We start from the raw sequence: 18503 nt of genomic DNA, 5'->3' as shown, positions 1-18503 counted from the left end.
ACGCACCCGGCCGCAGCCACGCACCCGGCCACCGCCCCATACCCGCGCCAGGCCACCGCCCGGAACCCGGCCGCAGACCCGGCCCCGAGCGCAGACGGGCACCCGGCCGCAGACATGCCCCCGGCCCCGGCCGCACACGCACACCCGGCCGCAGCCGCCGTAGACGCAGCCCCGGCCGTGGACGCAGCCCCGGCCGCACACGCACTTCCGGCCGCAGCCGCCGTAGACGCAGCCCCGGCCGTGGACGCAGCCCCTGCCGCACACGCACACCCGGCCGCAGCCGCCGTAGACGCAGCCCCGGCCGTGGACGCAGCCCCGGCCGCACACGCAGCCCCCGCCCCGGACCCCGGCCCGGCCGCGCCCGCACACCCCGGCGCCGGCGCGGACCCGCGCGCCCTCGTCCCCGTGCTGGCCGCGAAGGCCAGGGCCGCCGCCCACCCCGGCACCCCCACCGCGCCCTGCTCCTGCGGCAGCACCGCCCTCGCCACCCGCCCCGACGCCACGGTCGTCCGGCACGCCGGCACCGTCGCCAAAGCGCACGCGCCGGAGACCGACCGCAGCGCGCTGGCCCTGCGCGTCGCCGTGGCAGCCCGCCTCCCCGAGCTGCTCCTGCCGCCACTCACCCCCGCCCCGGCCCCCCTGCACGGCCGTCTCGTGACGTGCTGGCCGTACGGCGCCCCCGTCGACCCGGACGACCCGGACGCGGCACCCTGGGAGGCCGCCGCCGCCCTCCTGGCCGGGCTGCACCGCACCCCGGTCCCCACCGGTCTGCCCCCGATGCGCGGCCCCGCCAAGGCCGCCCGGGCGGTCGGCCGGCTCCGCGCGGCGCTCCGTACCGCCCCGCACGCCGCAGCCGCCCGTCCCGCCGCCCGCCCCGTCCTGGCCGCCTGGGCCGCGCTGCCGGACTGGGCCGGGGCCGCGGCCCCGATGCCCGGCCCGGCGGCCCTCTGTCACGGCGATCTCCACCTCGGCCAGCTCGTCCGGCACCCGGCACCGGACGGACCGTGGAAGCTCATCGACGTCGACGACCTCGGAGCCGGCGTCCCGGCCTGGGACCTCGCCCGTCCCGCCGCCTGGTACGCCTGCGGTCTCCTCCCGCCCGACGAGTGGACCCGCTTCCTGACGGCGTACCGGCAGGCCCGCGGCCCGGCCGTGCCCGTGACCGGCGACCCCTGGCCCGCCCTCGACGTCCCGGCCCGCGCGCTGACCGTGCAGACCGCCGCCCTGGCGATCACCAAGGCGCTCGCCGCGGACCGCCCGCTGGACGAGGTGGAGCAGGCCCTCGTCGACGCCTGCGCGCGCATGCCGTCACCGCCCCCCGGTTCCGCGCCCGGCTCCCCGCACTAGGCTGCAACCGCCCGGGGCCGAACGGAGTCTGTCCTGGGGAAACACGAAGCAGTACCGACCGGCGAGGAGTTGAGCCGACCATGCAGTGTCCGAAGTGCCATGCGCCGATGCACACCTACAACCGCAACGGCGTCCAGATCGAGCAGTGCAGCGGCTGCCGCGGCATCTTCCTCGACTACGGCGAGCTGGAGGCGCTGACCCGCCTGGAGGCCCAGTGGTCCCAGCCGGCCCCGCCGCCCCCGCCCGCCCCGCAGGCCTACCCGGCGGCCCCGGCCGCGCCCGCCTGGGGCGCCCCGCAGGGCGGTCACGGTCACTACGGCCACCACCGCCACAAGAGCTTCGGACACATGCTCTTCTCCAGCTGAGGACACGCGAAAGCCCCCGGCCGTACGAGACGGCCGGGGGCTTTCCGGTGTGTGGACGATACTGGGATTGAACCAGTGACCTCTTCCGTGTCAGGGAAGCGCTCTCCCGCTGAGCTAATCGTCCGCGGGCTGTGACCCACGGGTCACAGACAGTGCGCGATACTGGGATTGAACCAGTGACCTCTTCCGTGTCAGGGAAGCGCTCTCCCGCTGAGCTAATCGCGCGGGTGGGGATCTTCGAGAAGACCCGGGATCCGAAGATCCAGTGGACGATACTGGGATTGAACCAGTGACCTCTTCCGTGTCAGGGAAGCGCTCTCCCGCTGAGCTAATCGTCCTTGGAGGTGGAGACGGGATTTGAACCCGTGTAGACGGCTTTGCAGGCCGTTGCCTCGCCTCTCGGCCACTCCACCAGGAGTGTAGGGGATCGGGATGACCCCTTCTTCCTTCGAGCGGACGACGAGGCTCGAACTCGCGACCTCAACCTTGGCAAGGTTGCGCTCTACCAACTGAGCTACGTCCGCTTGTCGTTTCCGGTCCGCTTCCGCGTCCCGGCGACGTGTTGAACTCTAGCGGATTCCCCGGCCAGTACAAAAACGCGTTTGCGCAGCGTGCTGCGGTGCACCCGGCGGGCCCGGTGGTCAGGGGCCCCTGCGGGACATCCCCGGGCCGCCTGACGGACACCCGACCTAGACTCGACCACGTGCTCCACCACCCTCCTCTCGCCCGTTTCGGCGACCGCGTCGCCACCGGCCTCCTCGACGTCACGAGCGATCCGGCCGCCCTGGACTCCACCGGCTTCTGGGCCGTCTGCGCGGACTTCGAGGGCCGGCTGACCTGCGCCCGCTTCGCGGACGTACGGCACGACCCGGTGCCCGCGCCGGTGCCCGGCCGCTGGCGGGGCCCGCGGCCGGGGGACTGGACCTCCTCCCTGGACCGCGCCGCGTACACCGCGGCCGTCGGCCGGATCCGCGCGCACATAGCCGCCGGCGAGGTCTACCAGGCCAATCTCTGCCGGGTGCTCGGCGCGCCCGTCGCGCCCGACGCCGACGTGGACGCCCTGACCGCCCTGCTGGCCCGCGGCAACCCGGCGCCGTACGCGGGGACGATCCGCCTGCCGGAGCACGGCCTGGAGATCGCCACCGCCTCCCCCGAGCTGTTCCTGCGCCGCAGCGGCCGTACCGTCGAGTCGGGCCCCATCAAGGGCACCGGGCGCACCGAGGCGGACCTCCTGGACAAGGACTACGCCGAGAACGTGATGATCGTGGACCTGGTCCGCAACGACATCGGGCGGGTCTGCGCGACCGGCAGCGTGACCGTCCCCGACCTGTGCGCCGTGGAGAAGCACCCCGGCCTCGTCCACCTCGTCTCCACCGTCCGCGGCGAGCTGCGCGAGGACGCCGGCTGGCCGGAGCTGCTGGCCGCGGCCTTCCCGCCCGGCTCGGTCACCGGCGCACCCAAGTCGAGCGCCCTGCGGATCATCGAGGCGCTGGAGACGGCGCCCCGCGGCCCGTACTGCGGCGGCGTCGGCTGGGTGGACGCCGACCGGGGCACCGCCGAGCTCGCCGTGGGCATCCGCACCTTCTGGATCGACCGGGCCGAGGGCCTGCTGCGCTTCGGCACCGGGGCCGGCATCACCTGGGGCTCCGACCCCGAGGGGGAGTGGCGGGAGACCGAGCTGAAGGCTTCCCGGCTGCTCGCGGTAGCGTCGGGAGCGTACGAGGAAACCGAAGGGGCGCTGCTATGAGGATCTGGCTGGACGACGGACTGCGGGACCCGGACTCCGCCCGGATCTCCGTGTTCGACCACGGGCTGACCGTCGGCGACGGCGTCTTCGAAACCGTGAAGGCGGTCGACGGCGAGCCGTTCGCCCTCACCCGGCACCTCGACCGCCTGACCCGCTCGGCCCACGCCCTCGGCCTGCCCGGTCCGGACCACGACCAGGTGCGCCGCGCCTGTACGGCCGTCCTGGAGGCCAACCCCATGCCGCTCGGCCGGCTGCGGATCACGTACACCGGCGGCCACGGCCCGCTCGGCTCCGACCGCGGCGAGCACGGCCCGACACTCGTGGTCGCCGTGGCCGGGACGACCCGCCGCCCGGACTCCACGGCGGTGATCACCGTCCCGTGGACCCGCAACGAACGCGGTGCTCTGGCCGGCGTGAAGAGCACGTCGTACGCCGAGAACGTGGTCGCCCTGGCCCGCGCCCACCAACACGGCGCGTCCGAGGCGCTGTTCGGCAACACGGTGGGGCAGTTGTGCGAGGGCACCGGGTCGAACGTCTTCGTCGTCCTGGACGGCGAGATCCACACCCCGCCCGTCGCCTCCGGCTGTCTCGCGGGCATCACCCGGGCCCTGGTGATCGAGTGGACGGGCGCCAAGGAGACCGACCTGCCGCTGGACGTCCTCCGGCGTGCCGACGAGGTCTTCCTCACCTCCACGCTGCGCGACGTCCAGGCCGTGCACCAGGCCGACGAGCGCGAACTGCCCGGGACCGCGGGCCCCGTGACCGCCAAGGCCATGCGGATCTTCGCCGAGCGCTCCGGTCACGACCAGGACCCCTGATCCCGGCCGCCCGGGGCCGACGACCGCGGCCGGCGACCGGGGGATACGACAGAGGCCGGCGACCGGGGTCGGCAACAGGGGCATACGACCGGGGCCGGCGACCGGGGCACAGGACCGCGGCCGGCGGCGAACACGGCTCCGGGCTGCGAGCTGCCGGGAACGGGCCGCGAAAAGAGGCTGACGAGGCCGGTCGTCGCGGGTAGAACACCTGTGATGACCACGACCCTGCGGCCGGCCGAGCCGCTCCGGCAACACCCCGACGGAACCCGCTCCCGCCGCTACGCGGTGTGCGTGAACAGCCGTCCCGTCGGCGAAGTCCACCTCGGCACCTCCCCGTCCCTGGGCGACTCGGTGGCCCGCATCATCGAGCTGCGGATCGCCGAGCCCGACCGGCGGCGCGGCCGGGGCACCGTGGCCGCGCTCGCCGCGGAGGAGGTGGCCCGCGGCTGGGGCTGCGCACAGATGGAGACCGCGGTTCCGGCGGCGGCGGAGACGGCCCTGCGCCTGTTCGGCGCCCTCGGCTACACGCCGCGCAACCGGGGGATGGAAAAACGCCTCGGCGCCGCCCCGCCCGCGCTGCCGCCGGGCAGCCACGCCCGGCCGATGACCGAGGCCGAGTTCGAGGTCTGGCGCGCTACGGAGGGCGAGCGCTACGCCCGCTCGTGGATCGAGCGGGGCCTCCCCGAGGCCGCGGCCCGCGCCAAGGCCGCCGCCGACCACGCGCGGCTGCTGCCGCACGGGCTCGCGACCGACGGCGTGCTCTTCAGCGTGCTGGAACACGCGGGCGACCGGGTGGGCACGCTGTGGCTGGCGCTGGAGGAGGGCCGGGCCTTCGTGTTCGACGTCGAGACCGACGCGGCCCACCGCGGCCGGGGACACGGCCGTACGCTCATGCTGCTCGCCGAACGCCAGGCGATCGAGGCCGGCCGGCCGGTCCTCGGCCTCAACGTGTTCGCGGGAAACACCCCGGCCGAGCGGCTGTACGCGTCACTCGGCTACGAGACGGTGACCCACTTCCTGACCAAGCCCCTGCTGTAGCGTCGTCCACCCGCCGTCCGGCAGCGCCCTCCGGCCGAGACGCCACCCGGGGCGCCCTGGGGGCAGGCCGGGGTGGCCCGGAGGGATCGAACCTCCGGCTGCACCGGGCGGCTCGAACCCTCGGACCGGGTCGTCCGGGACGGCCCTTGCGGGCTCCCGACCTCTGCCCGTGTCGCCGGGGCCGGCCCCTGCGGGTTCACGGGCCCGGGCCCGTGACCGTGGCGCAGGCCGGCGGCGGCCCCTCCCGGACTCAGGCCCCCTGCTCGTCGCGCTCCGCGAGCAGCCGGTCCGCGATCTCCTCGACGCGCCCGCGCAGCCCCTCCTGGCTCGTGCCGCCGTCGAGGCGCTCGCCGCCGATGACGTACGTCGGGGTGCCGGTCACGCCGATCGCCTTGCCCTCGGCCTGGTCGGCGTCGACGATCAGGATGTGCCGGCCGTCGATCAGCGCGGTGTCGAACTCCTCGGCGTCCAGACCCAGTTCCCGGGCCACCTCGACCAGGAAGGACTCCCCCCGACGGTCCAGCTCCTCGACCCGCTCCAGCACGGCCTCCACGTACGGCCAGCCCTTGCCCTGCTCCAGCGCCTCCTCGACCGCCTGGGCGGCGGCGAAGGAGTGCTTGTGCTTCTCCATCGGGAAGTGCCGCAGCCGCAGCTCCAGCCGGTCGCCGTAGCGGGCGCGCAGGGCGCGGACGTCGTCCAGGGCGCTACGGCAGTCGGGGCACTGGAGTTCGCACCAGACGTCCAGGAGGACGGCGTCGGTGCCGGCGGGGGAGAGGTCGTTCATGCCCACCAGTCTTCCAGGCCGGACGCGGGCGGCCCAATCGTGATCTCGGCGGCCCGGACCCGGAAGGTGCGGAGGGACGGCAGGGGGCACGGACGTCGGCGCGGACGCGCACGGCCCTGTCCGGAACCAGGACCCCGTCATGAGGCGACCCGGAGATGTCCCTGATGTCCGGCCGGACCATGGCATCGCGGGGAGCCGACGATGCAGGATGGAAGCGACGAACCCGAGCCCGCCAGGAGGACCGGATGATTGCCGAGACAGTGTGCTCCGCCGTGTCCGCGGCGGGCCTGGGCATCGCGGTGGTCACGGCCTACCGCAGGCGCTTTCTGGCCGCGGCCCGCATCGCGGCCTACTCGCTGGTGCCGATCGGCCTGGTGATGACCGGTGTCGTCGGCTGGCTCGCCGACACCGCCCTGAGCCCCACGGCCTGGGCGGGGTTCGGGGTGCTGGGCGCGGCCTGGCTCCTCTTCGCCGGGACACGTGCCGTGGAGCGCCGGCGCGGCGACGCGGGCGCCGGGCGCGGGGCGGCCGGGCGGTCCGGACGGGACGCGGTGGCGCCCGCGGCCTCGGCGCCGCCCCTGGGCGGTTCGGCCCGCCCCGGGGCGCGGCGCCCCGCCGCCGCACCCCGGGCCGGCGAGGCGTCCGAGGACTTCAGTGACATCGAGGCCATCCTCAAGAAGCACGGCATATGACAGTCACATGACTCGCTGAAACGACACAGAAGGTCCGTGGACGTCCGGATTCGTTCACCAGTCGGACGAGACCTCGCGGGATTCGGTGAACTCCCGCAAGATCCTCTGCGGTGATCGCGGGCGGGGCGCCCGGTGCGTCATGATCTGCGGCGAGATGCTGGACACGACACAGAGCCAGGCCGCGCCGCCGGAGGACGAGCCGCGCGGGTGCCTCTTCGCCCTATCCCAGCCACCGCTGATGATCTTCCTTGCGGTGATCGGGTGTCTGCTGCTCATGGCTGCGCTGCACGATCTGCTGCTGCTGTGAGCCGTACACGTCCGTCCCGGCGCCACCCGCCGGGACCGACGTAGCACCGTGCGCCTCGGTCGCGGGCGGGCGCCGGGCCGGACCGGGCACCGCGGCCCACGGGACCGCCTGGCCCTGGGCGCCGTGTCCCAGCAGGCTCAGCCCGAGGGGCGGCCCCCTTCCGGCCCGTCGCTCAGCCCGCCGCTTCCTTGCGCCGGGCCCGGTAGGCGGCGACGTGCAGCCGGTTCCCGCAGGTGCGGCTGTCGCAGTAGCGGCGTGAGCGGTTGCGGGACAGGTCCACGAAGGCGCGCCGGCAGTCCGGTGCCTCGCAGCGCCGCAGTCTCTCCTGCTCGCCGGCGACCACGAAGAAGGCGAGTGCCATCCCGCAGTCGGCGGCGAGATGGTCGGCGACGGACGCGCCGGGTGCGAAGTAGTGCACGTGCCAGTCGTAGCCGTCGTGGTCGGTCAGCCGGGGGGTGGTGCCCGCCGCGGCCACCAGATCGTTGATCATCCCGGCCGCGGACCGGGTGTCCGGGGCCGCGAAGATCGCCGCGAAACGTCCCCGGATCCGGCGCACCGCCGAGAGGTCGAACTCCGACAGCACGCCGACATCGCTGATTTTGTGGTTCCGCACGAACTCCGTGAGGGCCGGGACATCGGGCAGTCCGTCCGCCGCCGCGTCGTCCTCCGGCACGGTGTTCACCAGATCCACCACGGTGTCGAGGGCACACCGGGTGTCGTGGGTGATCAGCACGTTTCGCTCCCTGGCCTGAGGGGTCGGGCGGGCGCCCGCCGATGCTGGCCGATGGTAGCGACAACCGTGCCCGCCGTACCGGCCCCTGTCCGACCTCGACTGCCCTGAGAACGCCTCCGCGCCGCCGGCGGTTCCCGATAACCGCCGTCCAAGCGGCGGCGGACGGGCCCGCGCACAGCCCGTACCGCCGTCCAAGCGGCGGCGGACGGGCCCGCGCACAGCCCGGCGCCGCCCCGTGATCACTCACGGTGACGACGCCGGTCTGTGCCGCATACGGCTGTCTTGGCCCGAGCCGTCTCCCCGAGTGGACGGCGCCGGGCTGCTTGAAGGGGCCGCGACCTAGCTCTCCGCCAGGATGTGCGAGAGCTCCTGATCAAGGTCGAAGTGCCGGTGTTCCGTGCCGGGCGGCACGGCGGCGTCGGTTCGCTTCAGGAAGGACTCCAGGGCCCGCGCCGGGGCCTCGAGCAGGGCCTCCCCCTCCGGGGAGCTGAGGGCGATGCACACGACGCCCTGACCATGACTGCGCGATGGCCAGACGCGGACGTCGCCGGTGCCGGTTGGCCGGTGGAGGCCCTCGGCGAGGAGGTCGCGGGCGAACACCCACTCGACGGTCTCCTCGGCTCCGGTGTGGAAGGTGGCGTGCACGGCGTAGGGGTCGGCCGTGTCGTACCGCAGGCCTGCGGGGACAGGCAGGGAGGACTCGCTCGACACAACGAGGCGCAGGTGCAGCTCGCAGCTGACCGTGGTGTTCATAAGCGCCAGGGCCTTTCGCTCAGTGTGCGCTCGGGGATTCGCACGTCGGCGAAATCGACATGCCACCTACGGTGCCGTTGTAAACCCCTCTGAGGGTTTTGCGTGTGTTTACGTAACTCTTCCGGCCGAGAACTCGTACCACACCTGCGTCCATTCCGGTGACCGGATTCACTCCGGTAGGGTTTGTGTGTATGAATACGGGGAGTGACGAGCTGGGCGAGGTCGCCGTGGCATCGGAGAAGGCGAAGACGGACCGGCCCGAGGCCGGTGAGGAGGCCGGGCAGGGGCTCGGCTCACGTGCGCCGGAGTTCATCAAGGCCCGCCGGTACCTGCACCTGAGCTGGCAGGTCGGCGTCTTCGTGGTCGGCCTGGCGGTGGTCGGCGCGGGCATCATCATGCTGCCGCTGCCCGGCCCCGGCTGGGTGGTGATCTTCGGCGGCATGGCGATCTGGGCGACCGAGTTCGTCTGGGCCCAGCTGGTGCTCCGCTGGACGAAACGCAAGGTCACCGAGGCGGCCCAGCGCGCCCTCGATCCCAGGGTGCGCCGTCGCAACATCACCCTGACCGTGATCGGCCTGGTGATCATCGGCGTCCTGGTGGGGATCTACCTCTGGAAGTTCGGCCTCGTCATGCCCTGGAAGATCGAGGACCAGTGACACCGGCGCGGGGCGGGGCGGCGCCCGACGTCCGCCCCCTGGTCGGACGCACCCCCTGACATGGGGTAATGTTCTTCCTGCGCCCGGGCGATTAGCTCAGTGGGAGAGCGCTTCGTTCACACCGAAGAGGTCACTGGTTCGAACCCAGTATCGCCCACCCGGACCGACGGCCCACCTGCACCAGCAGGTGGGCCGTCGGCGTATGCGCACCCGGGGGGGCGGAGGCGGTCGTCGGCGTATGCACCCGAGTGGGGCGGCGGAGGCGGCTGTAGGCATGAGCGCGCCAGGCGGGGCGGCAGAGACGGCCGTAGGCGCGACGCACTCGGGGGGCGTGGGCCTGCCGAGCGGGCCGGTGCGGAGCCGGCACCCGTGCGCCGGGCGCGCAGGGCGGCCCGGACGGGGCAGCGGGCGAGGCGGGCGGCCGGGACGGCAACGGGCACGCAGGGCGGCCGGGACCGCGACGGGTGAGGAGGGCGGCCGGGACCGCAGCGGCGCGCAGGGCGGCCGGGACGGCAGCGGGCGCGCAGGGTGGCCGGGACGGCAGCGGGCGCGCAGGGTGGCCGGGACGGCAGCGGGCGAGGCGGGCGGGTCGGGTCCCCCGGCGGCGGCGTTCGAGAGGGGGCGTGTGCCGGGGCGGTACGCGTCGTCGGCGGGCGGTTGCCGGGGCGGCGCGCCTGTGGCGACCGGGTACCGGGCGGCGTGCCTGTGGCGAACGGTTGCCAGGGGCGGCGCGCCCGGAGCGGGCGTTGCCCGGCCCGCGTCCGTCCCTCCCGAAGCCCTCGTACGCCGTCGGCGCCGGCACTTCTCACGCGGTTCGGCGTCAGCACTCACCGTGACCGCCGCTCCACCGCCCGGCCGGCCCCGAGCGCGTTGCCCGCCACTCTCGGCCACTCCGCCCGGCTCCCATCTCAGCCCCCATCACCTCACCAGCCCGAACGGCCTCCGGTCCCGCTCCCCGCCCCGCCGCCCCGAAGAAATCCTGTCCGAATCATTGACGCACCCCCGGCCCCTCCGTACCTTGTGCCAGCAAGCGCTTACTTGAAACGATTCACGACGTCGCTCGACATCGTTCAGGACATCGTCGACGGCGGCGGCGACGACGCTGCGGGAGGGCCCGACTGTGGGAAACAGGAATCTTGAGAGGCGTACGATCCTGAAGGCGGCCGGGGTCTCGGCGGCCACGCTCGGGCTCGCCGCGACGACCGGCTGCGGAAGCGGCGCCGGTTCCGGCGACGGAACGGTGACGATCCGTTACTCCTGGTGGGGTGCCGAGGAGCGGGCCAAGAAGATCAACCGGACGATCGCGCTCTTCGAGAAGAAGAACCCCAAGATCAAGGTCAAAACGGACTTCCAGACGTATCAGAGCTTTTGGGAGAAGTTCCAGACCCAGGCCGCCGGCGGCAATCCCCCCGACGTTTTCCAAAGCGCCGTCACATTCCTTCGGAAGTACGACAAGCGAGGAATTCTCCTCGATCTGAAGCCTCAGGTGCAGGCAGGAAATCTGAGCCTGGATCACTTCCGCGAGGGGGTCACGAAGGTCGGGGAGGTCGACGGCAAACAGCTCGGAATCCCGGTCGGCTCCAACACCATGGCGCTCGTCATCGACAAGAAGGTCTTCCGCGAGGCCGGTGTCGAGCCGCGTCCGGGCTGGACCTGGGACGAGTACTTCAAAGCCCTGAAGACCATCCACGACAGGACGAAGGTTCCCGGGGACACCGGTTACTTCGCGATCATGTACCTGTACGACCTCTACCTCCGCCAGAACGGCAAGGCGTTCTTCACCGACGACGGACTCGGCTTCGACAAGGCCGATCTGACGGAGTGGTGGAACGACGGCTACAACCGCGTCAAGGCCGGCATCGTCACCGACCCGAAGGTCGTTTCCCAGGACCTGCCCAAGTCCTCCCTCTCCGCCGGGCACGGCGCCTCGGAGTTCACCTGGGACAACTTCACCGTCCGCTACTCCGCGGAAGGGGACAGCGAGTACGGCCTCGCGCCGATCCCCACCACCGACGGCAAGCAGACCGGCCAGTACCTCGCCTCCCTGATGCTCAGCGCCTCGGCCCGCACCGCGCACCCCGAGGAGGTCGCCCGGTTCATCGACTTCATGGTCCACGACCCGGAGGTCGGCAGGATCATGGGCTACGACCGGGGCATCCTCGCCGGCACCGAGCAGTACGAGGCCTACGAGCCGACCGACGCGACCAACAAGGAGATCGCGCGGTACGAGGAGGACACCGCCGAGTCCGGCGTCCTCGGCACCATCACCCCGCACCCCTCCGGTGCCGACACCGTCGAGGCCGCCTTCCTGCGCATCGGCGGCGACCTCGGACAGGGCAAGACGAGGGTCTCGGACGCGGTGAAGCAGTTCTTCACCGAGGCCGAGGCCGCCTTCCAGGCCTGATGGGAACCGCCGTGACGCTCGTCAAGGACTCCGTGCCCGCGTCCCGCGCGGCCCGCCCGGCCGCCACCGCGAGGACGGGACGGCCGGGCCGGCGGCGGGAGAACCTCGCCGGCTACCTCTTCATGTCCCCGTGGATCGCCGGCTTCCTGCTGCTGACCGCGGGCCCGATGATCGCGTCGCTGTACTTCGCGTTCACCGACTACAACCTCTTCAACACCCCGAAGTGGGTCGGGTTCGACAACTTCACCAAGATGTTCGACGACCCGCGCTGGCAGAAGTCGGTGGAGGTGACGGCCAAGTACGTCGTCATCGGCACCCCGCTGAAACTGCTGCTCGCCCTCGGGGTCGCGCTGCTCCTCGCGCAGAGCCGCCGCGGCCAGGCCTTCTACCGGGCGGCGTTCTACGCCCCCTCGCTCATCGGCGCGAGCGTCTCGGTCGGCTTCGTCTGGCGGTCCCTGTTCTCCGACGGCGCGGTCGTGGACCGTACGCAGTCCTTCTTCGGCTGGCACGTCGGAGGGTGGGTCGGCAACGCGGACTGGGTGCTGTACTGCCTGGTGGCGCTGACGGTGTGGCAGTTCGGCGCGCCCATGGTCATCTTCCTGGCCGGCCTCAAGCAGGTGCCCAGGGAGCTGTACGAGGCGGCGGAGGTGGACGGCGCCGGACCGCTCAGGAAGTTCTGGAACATCACCCTGCCGATGATCTCCCCGGTGCTCTTCTTCAACGTGCTGCTGGAGACCATCCACTCCTTCCAGATCTTCGGCTCGGCCTACGTCGTCTCGAACACCTCCTGCGGACCGGCCGACGCCACGCTCGTCTACACCTGCTACCTGTACCAGCAGGGCTTCAAGAACTCCCAGATGGGCTTCGCCGCGGCCATGGCCTGGATGCTGCTGCTCGCGGTGACCCTGGTGACGGCTGTCCTCTTCTGGTCCCAGAAGAAGTGGGTGCACTACGAGGAGGGTGCCCGATGAGCTCCCCGCGGCTCTCCGCTCCGCTCGACCGGGCGGCACCGCCGTCCACCACCAAGCCGCCCGTGCTCACCCGCCGGCGCACCGGCTCCCTCGCCTGGCACCTGGGCGCCCTGCTCATCCTGGCCGTCATCCTCTACCCGGTCGTCTGGGTGATCGGCGCCTCGTTCAAGCCGAGCAAGGACATCATCAACAGCCTCACCCTGTTCCCGTCCCACCCGATCCCGTCCAATTTCCAATCCCTCACCGACGGCATAGCGGATGTAGGGATATGGACGTTCTTCCAGAACTCCCTCGTCTACGCGGTCGGAGCGGTGGTCGGCGTCCTGGTCTCCTGCTCGCTGACCGCGTACGCCTTCGCGCGCATCCGCTTCGCGGGCCGCAACCTGCTGTTCTCGCTCATGATCGGCACGCTCCTGCTGCCGTACCACGTGCTGCTCATCCCGCAGTACGTGATGTTCCAGAAGCTGGGCTGGATCAACACCTACACCCCGCTGCTGATCGGCAAGTACCTCGCCACCGAGGCGTTCTTCGTCTTCCTCATGGTGCAGTTCATGCGGAACCTGCCCCGCGAACTGGACGAGGCGGCCCGGCTCGACGGCTGCGGCCACCTGCGCATCTACTGGTCGATCGTGCTGCCGCTGTGCCGGCCCGCGCTGATCACCAGTGCCATCTTCACCTTCATCAACGCCTGGAACGACTTCATGGGCCCGCTGATCTACCTGAACGAGCCCGGCAAGTACACCGTCTCCCTGGGTCTGATGATGTTCCGCGACTCCGACGGCGTGGCCGCCAACTACGGCGGCATGATCGCGATGTCGCTGGTGGCGCTGCTGCCGGTGCTGCTCTTCTTCCTCGCCTTCCAGCGCTATCTGATCGACGGCATGGCGACCTCCGGACTGAAGGGCTGAGCCGTGGCGCGAGCACAGGTGAGAGCGCGCCGGGAGACTCCGTCCGCGACCGGGGCCTCCCCTGACCGGACGGAGCCGAAGGAGGGGGGAACGTTCGGACTCTTCGCCGAATGCCTGCTGACCGGGGTCTGGATCGCGGTCGCCTCCCTCGGCGTCGTCACCGTTCCGGCCGCGTTCGCCGCAGGGGCCCGGCACCTGCGCCGGCGCACGGCCCACGAGCGCGGCGGCCTGCGGGAGTTCATGGCCGACCTCCGGTCCGCGCTGCGCGGCGGATGGGCGGTCGGCGTCGCCGGGTGGGCCGCCGTGCTGCTCGCCCTGGTGGACGTCCAGGCCGTGCGCGCCGGGCTGCCCGGCGGGCCGCTGGTGGGGGCCGCGGGGCTGTTCGCGCTGATCGGGCTCGCCGTGACCGGGCTGCGCGCGGCGGCGGTCTGGGCACCGGGGGAGCGCTGGCGGGTGCTGCTCGCCGACGCCGGGCGGCGTACCGTCCGGGACCCCGCCGGCTCCTTCCTGCTCGTCGGCGGAGCCGTCCTGACGTGCGGCTCCGCCCTGCTGATCGCGCCGCTGGCGGTTCCCGTGCTCGGCGCGGTCGCGGCGGCGGCCGTCGCCGTGGAGGAGCGCTGCCGGCGCCGGTGAGCCGCTGACGGCCCGGTCCGGGGGAGGCGCCTCCCGGCACCGGACCCTGCCTGTCATGTCCCTGATTAGTTCGACGGAAGGAAGGCCATGTCCCCCATTCCCCGCAGGTCCCTCTTCAAGGCCGCCGCCGTCGCCGGAGCCGCCGCGCAGTTCAGCTGGGCCCTCGGGGCCCGGGACGCCGGGGCCGCGCCCCGGGCCGCCGCGGGCGGCGCCGGCCCGGTGACCCTGGACTGGCTGGAGGACGGCGGCCTCGGCGCCGCTCCCGGGACCACCGTCGGCGTGCCCTGGCCGATGGGCACCCACCGGGAGGACCAGACCTTCGCCGTCACGGACGCCGACGGCGAGGACGTCCCCGTACAGACCTGGCCGCTGGCCTACTGGCCCGACGGCTCCCTCAAGTGGACGGCACACGCGGTCGCCTCCGGCACCGGGAAGCTCACCCTCCGCGCCGGGACACCCGCCGCGCCGCACCGGAAGGTGACCGTCGACGACAGCGGCGGCACCATCGACGTCTCCACCGGCGTCATCACCGCGAAGCTCGGCAGGAACGGCTCCACCCTGATCAGATCCGTCACCCGCGGATCGACGGAGATCGCCAGGAACGGCAGGCTCGTCCTCATCCGGCAGCCCGAGATCGAGGACGAGGACCAGGGCTCGGTCCGCACCGAGCGGTTCGACGGCGCCGTCGACGCGGTCACCGTCGAACAGGACGGACCGGTCCGCGCGGTGGTCCGCATCGACGGCAAGCACCGCAAGGGGAACCGCGGCTGGCTGCCGTTCTCCCTGCGCCTGTACTTCTACGCGGGCTCCGACTCCTTCCGCATGGTGCACACCGTCACCTACGACGGCACCCAGGAACCCGGCAGGGCCAGCGGGGACTTCATCCGCGGCCTCGGCGTCCGCTTCACCGTGCCGATGCGCGACGCGGCGTACGACCGGCACATCCGCCTCGGCGGTGAGGGCACCGGCCTGCTGCGCGAGGCCGTCCAGGGCATCACCGGCCTGCGCCGGGACCCGGGCGCGGCCGTGCAGGCGGCCCAGTACGAGGGCCGGAAGCTGCCCGACCCGGCCGGCTGGGACCAACGGGTCACCACCCGCCTCGCGTACATCCCCCACTGGGGCGACTACACCCTCTCCCAGCTCTCCGCCGACGGCTTCACCGTGCGCAAGCGCACGAAGAAGGGCCACGGCTGGATCGCCGCCGGCGGCGGCAGGCGGGCCTCCGGCTTCGGCTACGTCGGCGGCGCGAGCGGCGGACTCTCCTTCGGGCTGCGGGACTTCTGGGAGAAGTTCCCCGCGCAGCTCGACATCCGCGACGCCCACACCGACGCGGCCACCGTCACCCTCTGGCTCTGGTCGCCCGAAGCCCAGCCCATGGACCTGCGCTTCTACCACGACGGCATGGGCCAGGACACGTACGCCGAGCAGCTCGAAGGGCTCAACATCACCTACGAGGACTACGAACCGGAGTTCGGCACCCCCTACGGCATCGCCCGCACCTCCGAACTCCTCTTCTGGGCCAACGAGTCCACCCCGGCCGCCGAGACCCTCGCCCGGCAGGCCGAAGCCGTACGGGTGCCGCCCCAGCTCGCCGCCCCGCCCCGGCAGCTCATCGGGGCCGGGGTCTTCGGCCCGGGCCTGTACGCCGAGCCGGACCGCTCCACCCCGGCCAAGGCGAAGATCGAGGACCACCTCGACTTCCTCTTCACCTACTACAAGGACCAGGTGGAGATGCGCCGCTGGTACGGCTTCTGGGACTACGGCGACATCATGCACACCTACGACACGGCACGGCACGTGTGGCGGTACGACATCGGCGGCTACGCCTGGGACAACTCCGAGCTCTCACCGGACCTGTGGCTCTGGTACGCGTACCTCAGGAGCGGCCGCTCGGACATCTTCCGCTTCGCCGAGGCGATGACCCGGCACACCGGCGAGGTCGACGTCTACCACCTCGGGAAGTGGGCGGGCCTCGGCACCCGGCACGGCGTGCAGCACTTCGCCGACAGCGCCAAGCAGCAGCGCATCGCCAACACGACGTACCGGCGCTTCTACTACTTCCTCACCGCGGACGAACGCGTCGGCGACCTCATGCACGCCAATGTCGACTCCGACGAGACCTTCCTCGTCCTGGACCCGCAGCGCAAGGTCCGCACCGACCCCTACACCCCCGACCCGCACGCCCTGTCCATCGGGTTCGGCACCGACTGGAGCGGCCTGGTGTCGGCGTGGCTCACGGAGTGGGAGCGCAAGGGACCCAAGTGGGAGAAGGCCAGGGCGCGGGTCCTGTCGACCATGGAGACCATCGCCGCCCAGCCCAACGGCTTCGTGCAGGGCAGCGGCCTGTACGACCTCGACACCGGGAGGTTCGCCGTCGCGGACAAGCCCGCGGTGTCCGTCTCCCACCTCTCGGCTGTCTTCGGCCTCAACGAACTGTGCGCCGAACTGATCCACCTCGTCGACATGCCGGCGTTCAGGGACGCCTACCTCGACTACTGCCGCTACTTCAACGCCACCAAGGCCGAACAGGCGGCCCGTTACGGTTCCCACTTCGGCACGCTGCTGCTCTTCCAGGGCCACTCGCGCCTGGACGCCTACGCCGCCGTGCAGACCGGGGACGCGGCCCTCGCCGAGCGCGCCTGGGCCAAGTTCTACCGCTCCGACGGCTACACCGAGTCCGCGCCGTGGAAGACCGAGAAGCTGACCGGCCCGGCCGCCCTGGTCGGGGGCGGCGAAGCGGCCTGGGTGTCCACCAACGACACCGCCCTGTACGGCCTCGCCGCCATCGAGAACCTGGCCCTGCTCGGCGACCGGATGCCGACCTAGCCGGAACTGGGGGAGCGCCGTCGCACGGGCGGCGGCGCTCGCGCCCTCAGTGTGACCTCGGCCACGGTCCGGCGCATGAGTACGCGTACTCAGATTTATGCACCGGTTCACGCCACACTCGTCCCATGGACTGGAACCACTACCGCTTCCTCAGCCTGTGGACCCTGCCCGCCCCGCCGGCCGTCGTGCACGCGGTGCTGGCGCGGCCCCAGGACTACCCCCGCTGGTGGCCGCAGGTGCGGGCGGTGACCCGGCTCGACGGCACGACCGGGGTGATCACCATCCGCTCCGCCCTGCCGTACAGCCTCACCGCCACCCTGCGGGAGACCCGCCGGGACCCCGTCGCCGGTGTCCTGGAGGTCGCCCTGTCCGGCGACATCGACGGCTGGGCCCGCTGGACGGTCACCGCCGACGGCCCCGGCACGCTCGCCCGGTACGAACAGGAGGTCCGGGTACACAAGCCCCTGCTCAGGCGGCTCGCGGTGGTGGGACGGCCGCTCTTCCGCCTCAACCACCGGCTGATGATGCGCGCCGGACGGCGCGGACTGCGGCGCCACCTGGAAGCGGTTTGAAGGAAGGGCGCCCGGACCTGTATTGTTCAGTGCGTTCCCGGGCGATTAGCTCAGTGGGAGAGCGCTTCGTTCACACCGAAGAGGTCACTGGTTCGAACCCAGTATCGCCCACCGGGAAAGGCCGGTCCGCCACAGCGGACCGGCCTTGTTCGTGCCGTTCTTGCTGTTCATGCCGCTCATACTGCTTCGTGCCGTCATGCCGCCGCGGACGTCACGCCGCCGCCGGCAGCTCCGGACGCAGCGGCCACTCCGTGCTCACCGTCTCCTCCGAGCCGCTGCGCGCGAACCACGCCTGGAGCCCCCGCGCCTGCGCCGCGTGCCAGTTCGCCTGGAGCGTGTGCAGCTCGGCGGGGGAGAGGCGCTCCAGCCGGGTCGCGAACCGGCGGCCCACGGCCCGTACGACGTCCAGCGCGGCCAGCGCGTCCGCCGCCGCGTCATGGGCGCCCTGCAGCGTCACGCCGTAGTGCGCGCACAGGTCCGTCAGCGTGCGCCGGCCCTTGCGGTACCGGTCCAGGTGCTTGTCCAGCACCCGCGGGTCCAGCACCCGCAGCGGGGTCGCCTCGAACCAGCGCTCCAGCGAGGAGGCGCGGTGCCGGCGCAACTCGCGGTCCAGCAGGGTCAGATCGAACGGCGCGTTCATCACCACCAGCGGGCGGCCCAGCGCCGCGTGCTCGGCCAGCTGCTCGGCTATCTCGTACATCACCGGCGCCGGCCAGCGGCCGTTGTGCTGGAGGTGCTCCTCCGTCAGTCCGTGCACGGCCGTCGCCGCCTCCGGCACCGGGACGCCCGGGTTCACCAGCCAGCGGGTGACCCTGGGCCGGGTCCCCGGCGCGTCCTGGACGACGACGGCGGCCGACACGATCCGGTCGGTCTCGACGTCCACGCCCGTCGTCTCCGTGTCGAAGGCGGCCAGCGGCCCCTCGTACCAGGTCGTCATGCCAAGCCAACT

At 72.4% G+C, this 18503-nt stretch carries 18 protein-coding genes and 7 tRNA genes; 16 read left to right on the top strand and 9 right to left on the bottom strand.

Going from position 1 to position 18503, the window contains the following annotated elements:
• The first annotated feature begins 405 nt into the window (after positions 1-405).
• Both ABZ576_RS25075 and ABZ576_RS25070 read left to right on the top strand, forming a co-directional pair.
• Positions 406-1347 carry a phosphotransferase gene (locus ABZ576_RS25075; RefSeq protein ID WP_360745222.1) on the top strand — a complete coding sequence of 314 codons (942 nt, stop codon included), beginning with the start codon at positions 406-408 and terminating at the stop codon, positions 1345-1347.
• A gap of 80 nt (positions 1348-1427) precedes the next feature.
• Entirely contained in the window at positions 1428-1712 is a 285-nt protein-coding gene (locus tag ABZ576_RS25070; protein WP_360744935.1) for a zf-TFIIB domain-containing protein, read from the top strand.
• 52 nt (positions 1713-1764) lie between these two features.
• Here the strand turns inward: ABZ576_RS25070 and ABZ576_RS25065 are convergent.
• The 5 genes from ABZ576_RS25065 to ABZ576_RS25045 all read right to left on the bottom strand — a co-directional run bounded on the left by ABZ576_RS25065 (position 1765) and on the right by ABZ576_RS25045 (position 2236).
• Positions 1765-1836 (bottom strand) — tRNA-Val (locus ABZ576_RS25065).
• Positions 1837-1865: 29 nt separating this feature from the next.
• Positions 1866-1937 (bottom strand) — tRNA-Val (locus tag ABZ576_RS25060).
• A gap of 41 nt (positions 1938-1978) precedes the next feature.
• A tRNA-Val gene (locus tag ABZ576_RS25055) sits at positions 1979-2050 on the bottom strand.
• A 1-nt stretch (position 2051) separates the two neighbouring features.
• Positions 2052-2125 (bottom strand) — tRNA-Cys (locus ABZ576_RS25050).
• A gap of 38 nt (positions 2126-2163) precedes the next feature.
• Positions 2164-2236 (bottom strand) — tRNA-Gly (locus tag ABZ576_RS25045).
• A gap of 179 nt (positions 2237-2415) precedes the next feature.
• Between ABZ576_RS25045 and ABZ576_RS25040 the strand changes: the two genes are divergently transcribed.
• The 3 genes from ABZ576_RS25040 (at position 2416) to ABZ576_RS25030 (ending at position 5315) form a co-directional block, all read left to right on the top strand.
• Complete coding sequence (locus ABZ576_RS25040) at positions 2416-3459, top strand: chorismate-binding protein (protein ID WP_360744932.1); 1044 nt, start codon at positions 2416-2418, stop codon at positions 3457-3459.
• On the top strand, positions 3456-4277 hold the full coding sequence (locus ABZ576_RS25035; protein WP_360744929.1) for an aminodeoxychorismate lyase: 822 nt from the start codon (positions 3456-3458) through the stop codon (positions 4275-4277). Before ABZ576_RS25040 ends, ABZ576_RS25035 begins: the two co-directional genes overlap by 4 nt.
• 213 nt (positions 4278-4490) lie before the next feature.
• On the top strand, positions 4491-5315 hold the full coding sequence (locus ABZ576_RS25030) for a GNAT family N-acetyltransferase (protein WP_360744926.1): 825 nt from the start codon (positions 4491-4493) through the stop codon (positions 5313-5315).
• A gap of 250 nt (positions 5316-5565) precedes the next feature.
• Here ABZ576_RS25030 and ABZ576_RS25025 read toward each other — a convergent pair whose 3' ends face one another.
• Positions 5566-6099, bottom strand: coding sequence for a DsbA family protein (locus ABZ576_RS25025; RefSeq protein WP_360744923.1), 534 nt, complete (start codon positions 6097-6099; stop codon positions 5566-5568).
• 245 nt (positions 6100-6344) lie between these two features.
• Here ABZ576_RS25025 and ABZ576_RS25020 point away from each other — a divergent pair, with 245 nt between their 5' ends.
• Both ABZ576_RS25020 and ABZ576_RS25015 read left to right on the top strand, forming a co-directional pair.
• Positions 6345-6791, top strand: coding sequence for a hypothetical protein (locus tag ABZ576_RS25020; RefSeq protein WP_360744920.1), 447 nt, complete (start codon positions 6345-6347; stop codon positions 6789-6791).
• A gap of 85 nt (positions 6792-6876) precedes the next feature.
• Positions 6877-7098 carry a hypothetical protein gene (locus ABZ576_RS25015; RefSeq protein ID WP_360745237.1) on the top strand — a complete coding sequence of 74 codons (222 nt, stop codon included), beginning with the start codon at positions 6877-6879 and terminating at the stop codon, positions 7096-7098.
• Positions 7099-7270: 172 nt separating this feature from the next.
• On the opposite strand, the gene ABZ576_RS25010 is transcribed toward ABZ576_RS25015, so the two are convergent.
• Positions 7271-7831, bottom strand: coding sequence for a CGNR zinc finger domain-containing protein (locus ABZ576_RS25010; protein WP_360744918.1), 561 nt, complete (start codon positions 7829-7831; stop codon positions 7271-7273).
• A 339-nt stretch (positions 7832-8170) separates the two neighbouring features.
• Positions 8171-8584 (bottom strand): SsgA family sporulation/cell division regulator, encoded by a 414-nt coding sequence (locus ABZ576_RS25005; protein ID WP_004002642.1) that lies wholly within the window; start codon positions 8582-8584, stop codon positions 8171-8173.
• 191 nt (positions 8585-8775) lie between these two features.
• Between ABZ576_RS25005 and ABZ576_RS25000 the strand changes: the two genes are divergently transcribed.
• The 9 genes from ABZ576_RS25000 (at position 8776) to ABZ576_RS24960 (ending at position 17665) form a co-directional block, all read left to right on the top strand.
• The gene (locus tag ABZ576_RS25000) at positions 8776-9240 is read left to right on the top strand and encodes a TIGR02611 family protein (RefSeq protein WP_360744915.1); all 465 of its coding nucleotides are present in this window, start codon (positions 8776-8778) and stop codon (positions 9238-9240) included.
• A gap of 85 nt (positions 9241-9325) precedes the next feature.
• Positions 9326-9397, top strand: a tRNA-Val gene (locus tag ABZ576_RS24995).
• Between the two features lie 963 nt (positions 9398-10360).
• The gene (locus tag ABZ576_RS24990; protein ID WP_360744912.1) at positions 10361-11644 is read left to right on the top strand and encodes an extracellular solute-binding protein; all 1284 of its coding nucleotides are present in this window, start codon (positions 10361-10363) and stop codon (positions 11642-11644) included.
• An 11-nt stretch (positions 11645-11655) separates the two neighbouring features.
• Entirely contained in the window at positions 11656-12615 is a 960-nt protein-coding gene (locus ABZ576_RS24985) for a sugar ABC transporter permease (RefSeq protein WP_360744910.1), read from the top strand.
• Positions 12612-13523: a carbohydrate ABC transporter permease gene (locus tag ABZ576_RS24980; protein ID WP_360744907.1), complete on the top strand. Its 912-nt coding sequence runs from the start codon at positions 12612-12614 to the stop codon at positions 13521-13523. The genes ABZ576_RS24985 and ABZ576_RS24980 overlap by 4 nt, the downstream gene beginning before the upstream one ends.
• A 114-nt stretch (positions 13524-13637) precedes the next feature.
• Entirely contained in the window at positions 13638-14156 is a 519-nt protein-coding gene (locus tag ABZ576_RS24975; protein WP_360745219.1) for a hypothetical protein, read from the top strand.
• 87 nt (positions 14157-14243) lie between these two features.
• Complete coding sequence (locus ABZ576_RS24970; protein ID WP_360744904.1) at positions 14244-16982, top strand: Tat pathway signal sequence domain protein; 2739 nt, start codon at positions 14244-14246, stop codon at positions 16980-16982.
• Positions 16983-17107: 125 nt separating this feature from the next.
• Positions 17108-17554 carry an SRPBCC family protein gene (locus ABZ576_RS24965; protein ID WP_360744901.1) on the top strand — a complete coding sequence of 149 codons (447 nt, stop codon included), beginning with the start codon at positions 17108-17110 and terminating at the stop codon, positions 17552-17554.
• Between the two features lie 39 nt (positions 17555-17593).
• Positions 17594-17665, top strand: a tRNA-Val gene (locus ABZ576_RS24960).
• 100 nt (positions 17666-17765) lie between these two features.
• On the opposite strand, the gene ABZ576_RS24955 is transcribed toward ABZ576_RS24960, so the two are convergent.
• Positions 17766-18491, bottom strand: a complete 726-nt coding sequence (locus ABZ576_RS24955; protein ID WP_360744898.1) for a 3'-5' exonuclease — start codon at positions 18489-18491, stop codon at positions 17766-17768.
• Positions 18492-18503 lie beyond the last annotated feature (12 nt).

The organism is Streptomyces sp. NPDC013455 (assembly GCF_040632975.1).
Taxonomy (GTDB): Bacteria; Actinomycetota; Actinomycetes; order Streptomycetales; family Streptomycetaceae; genus Streptomyces.
This window is presented reverse-complemented; position numbering and strand designations above follow the sequence as displayed.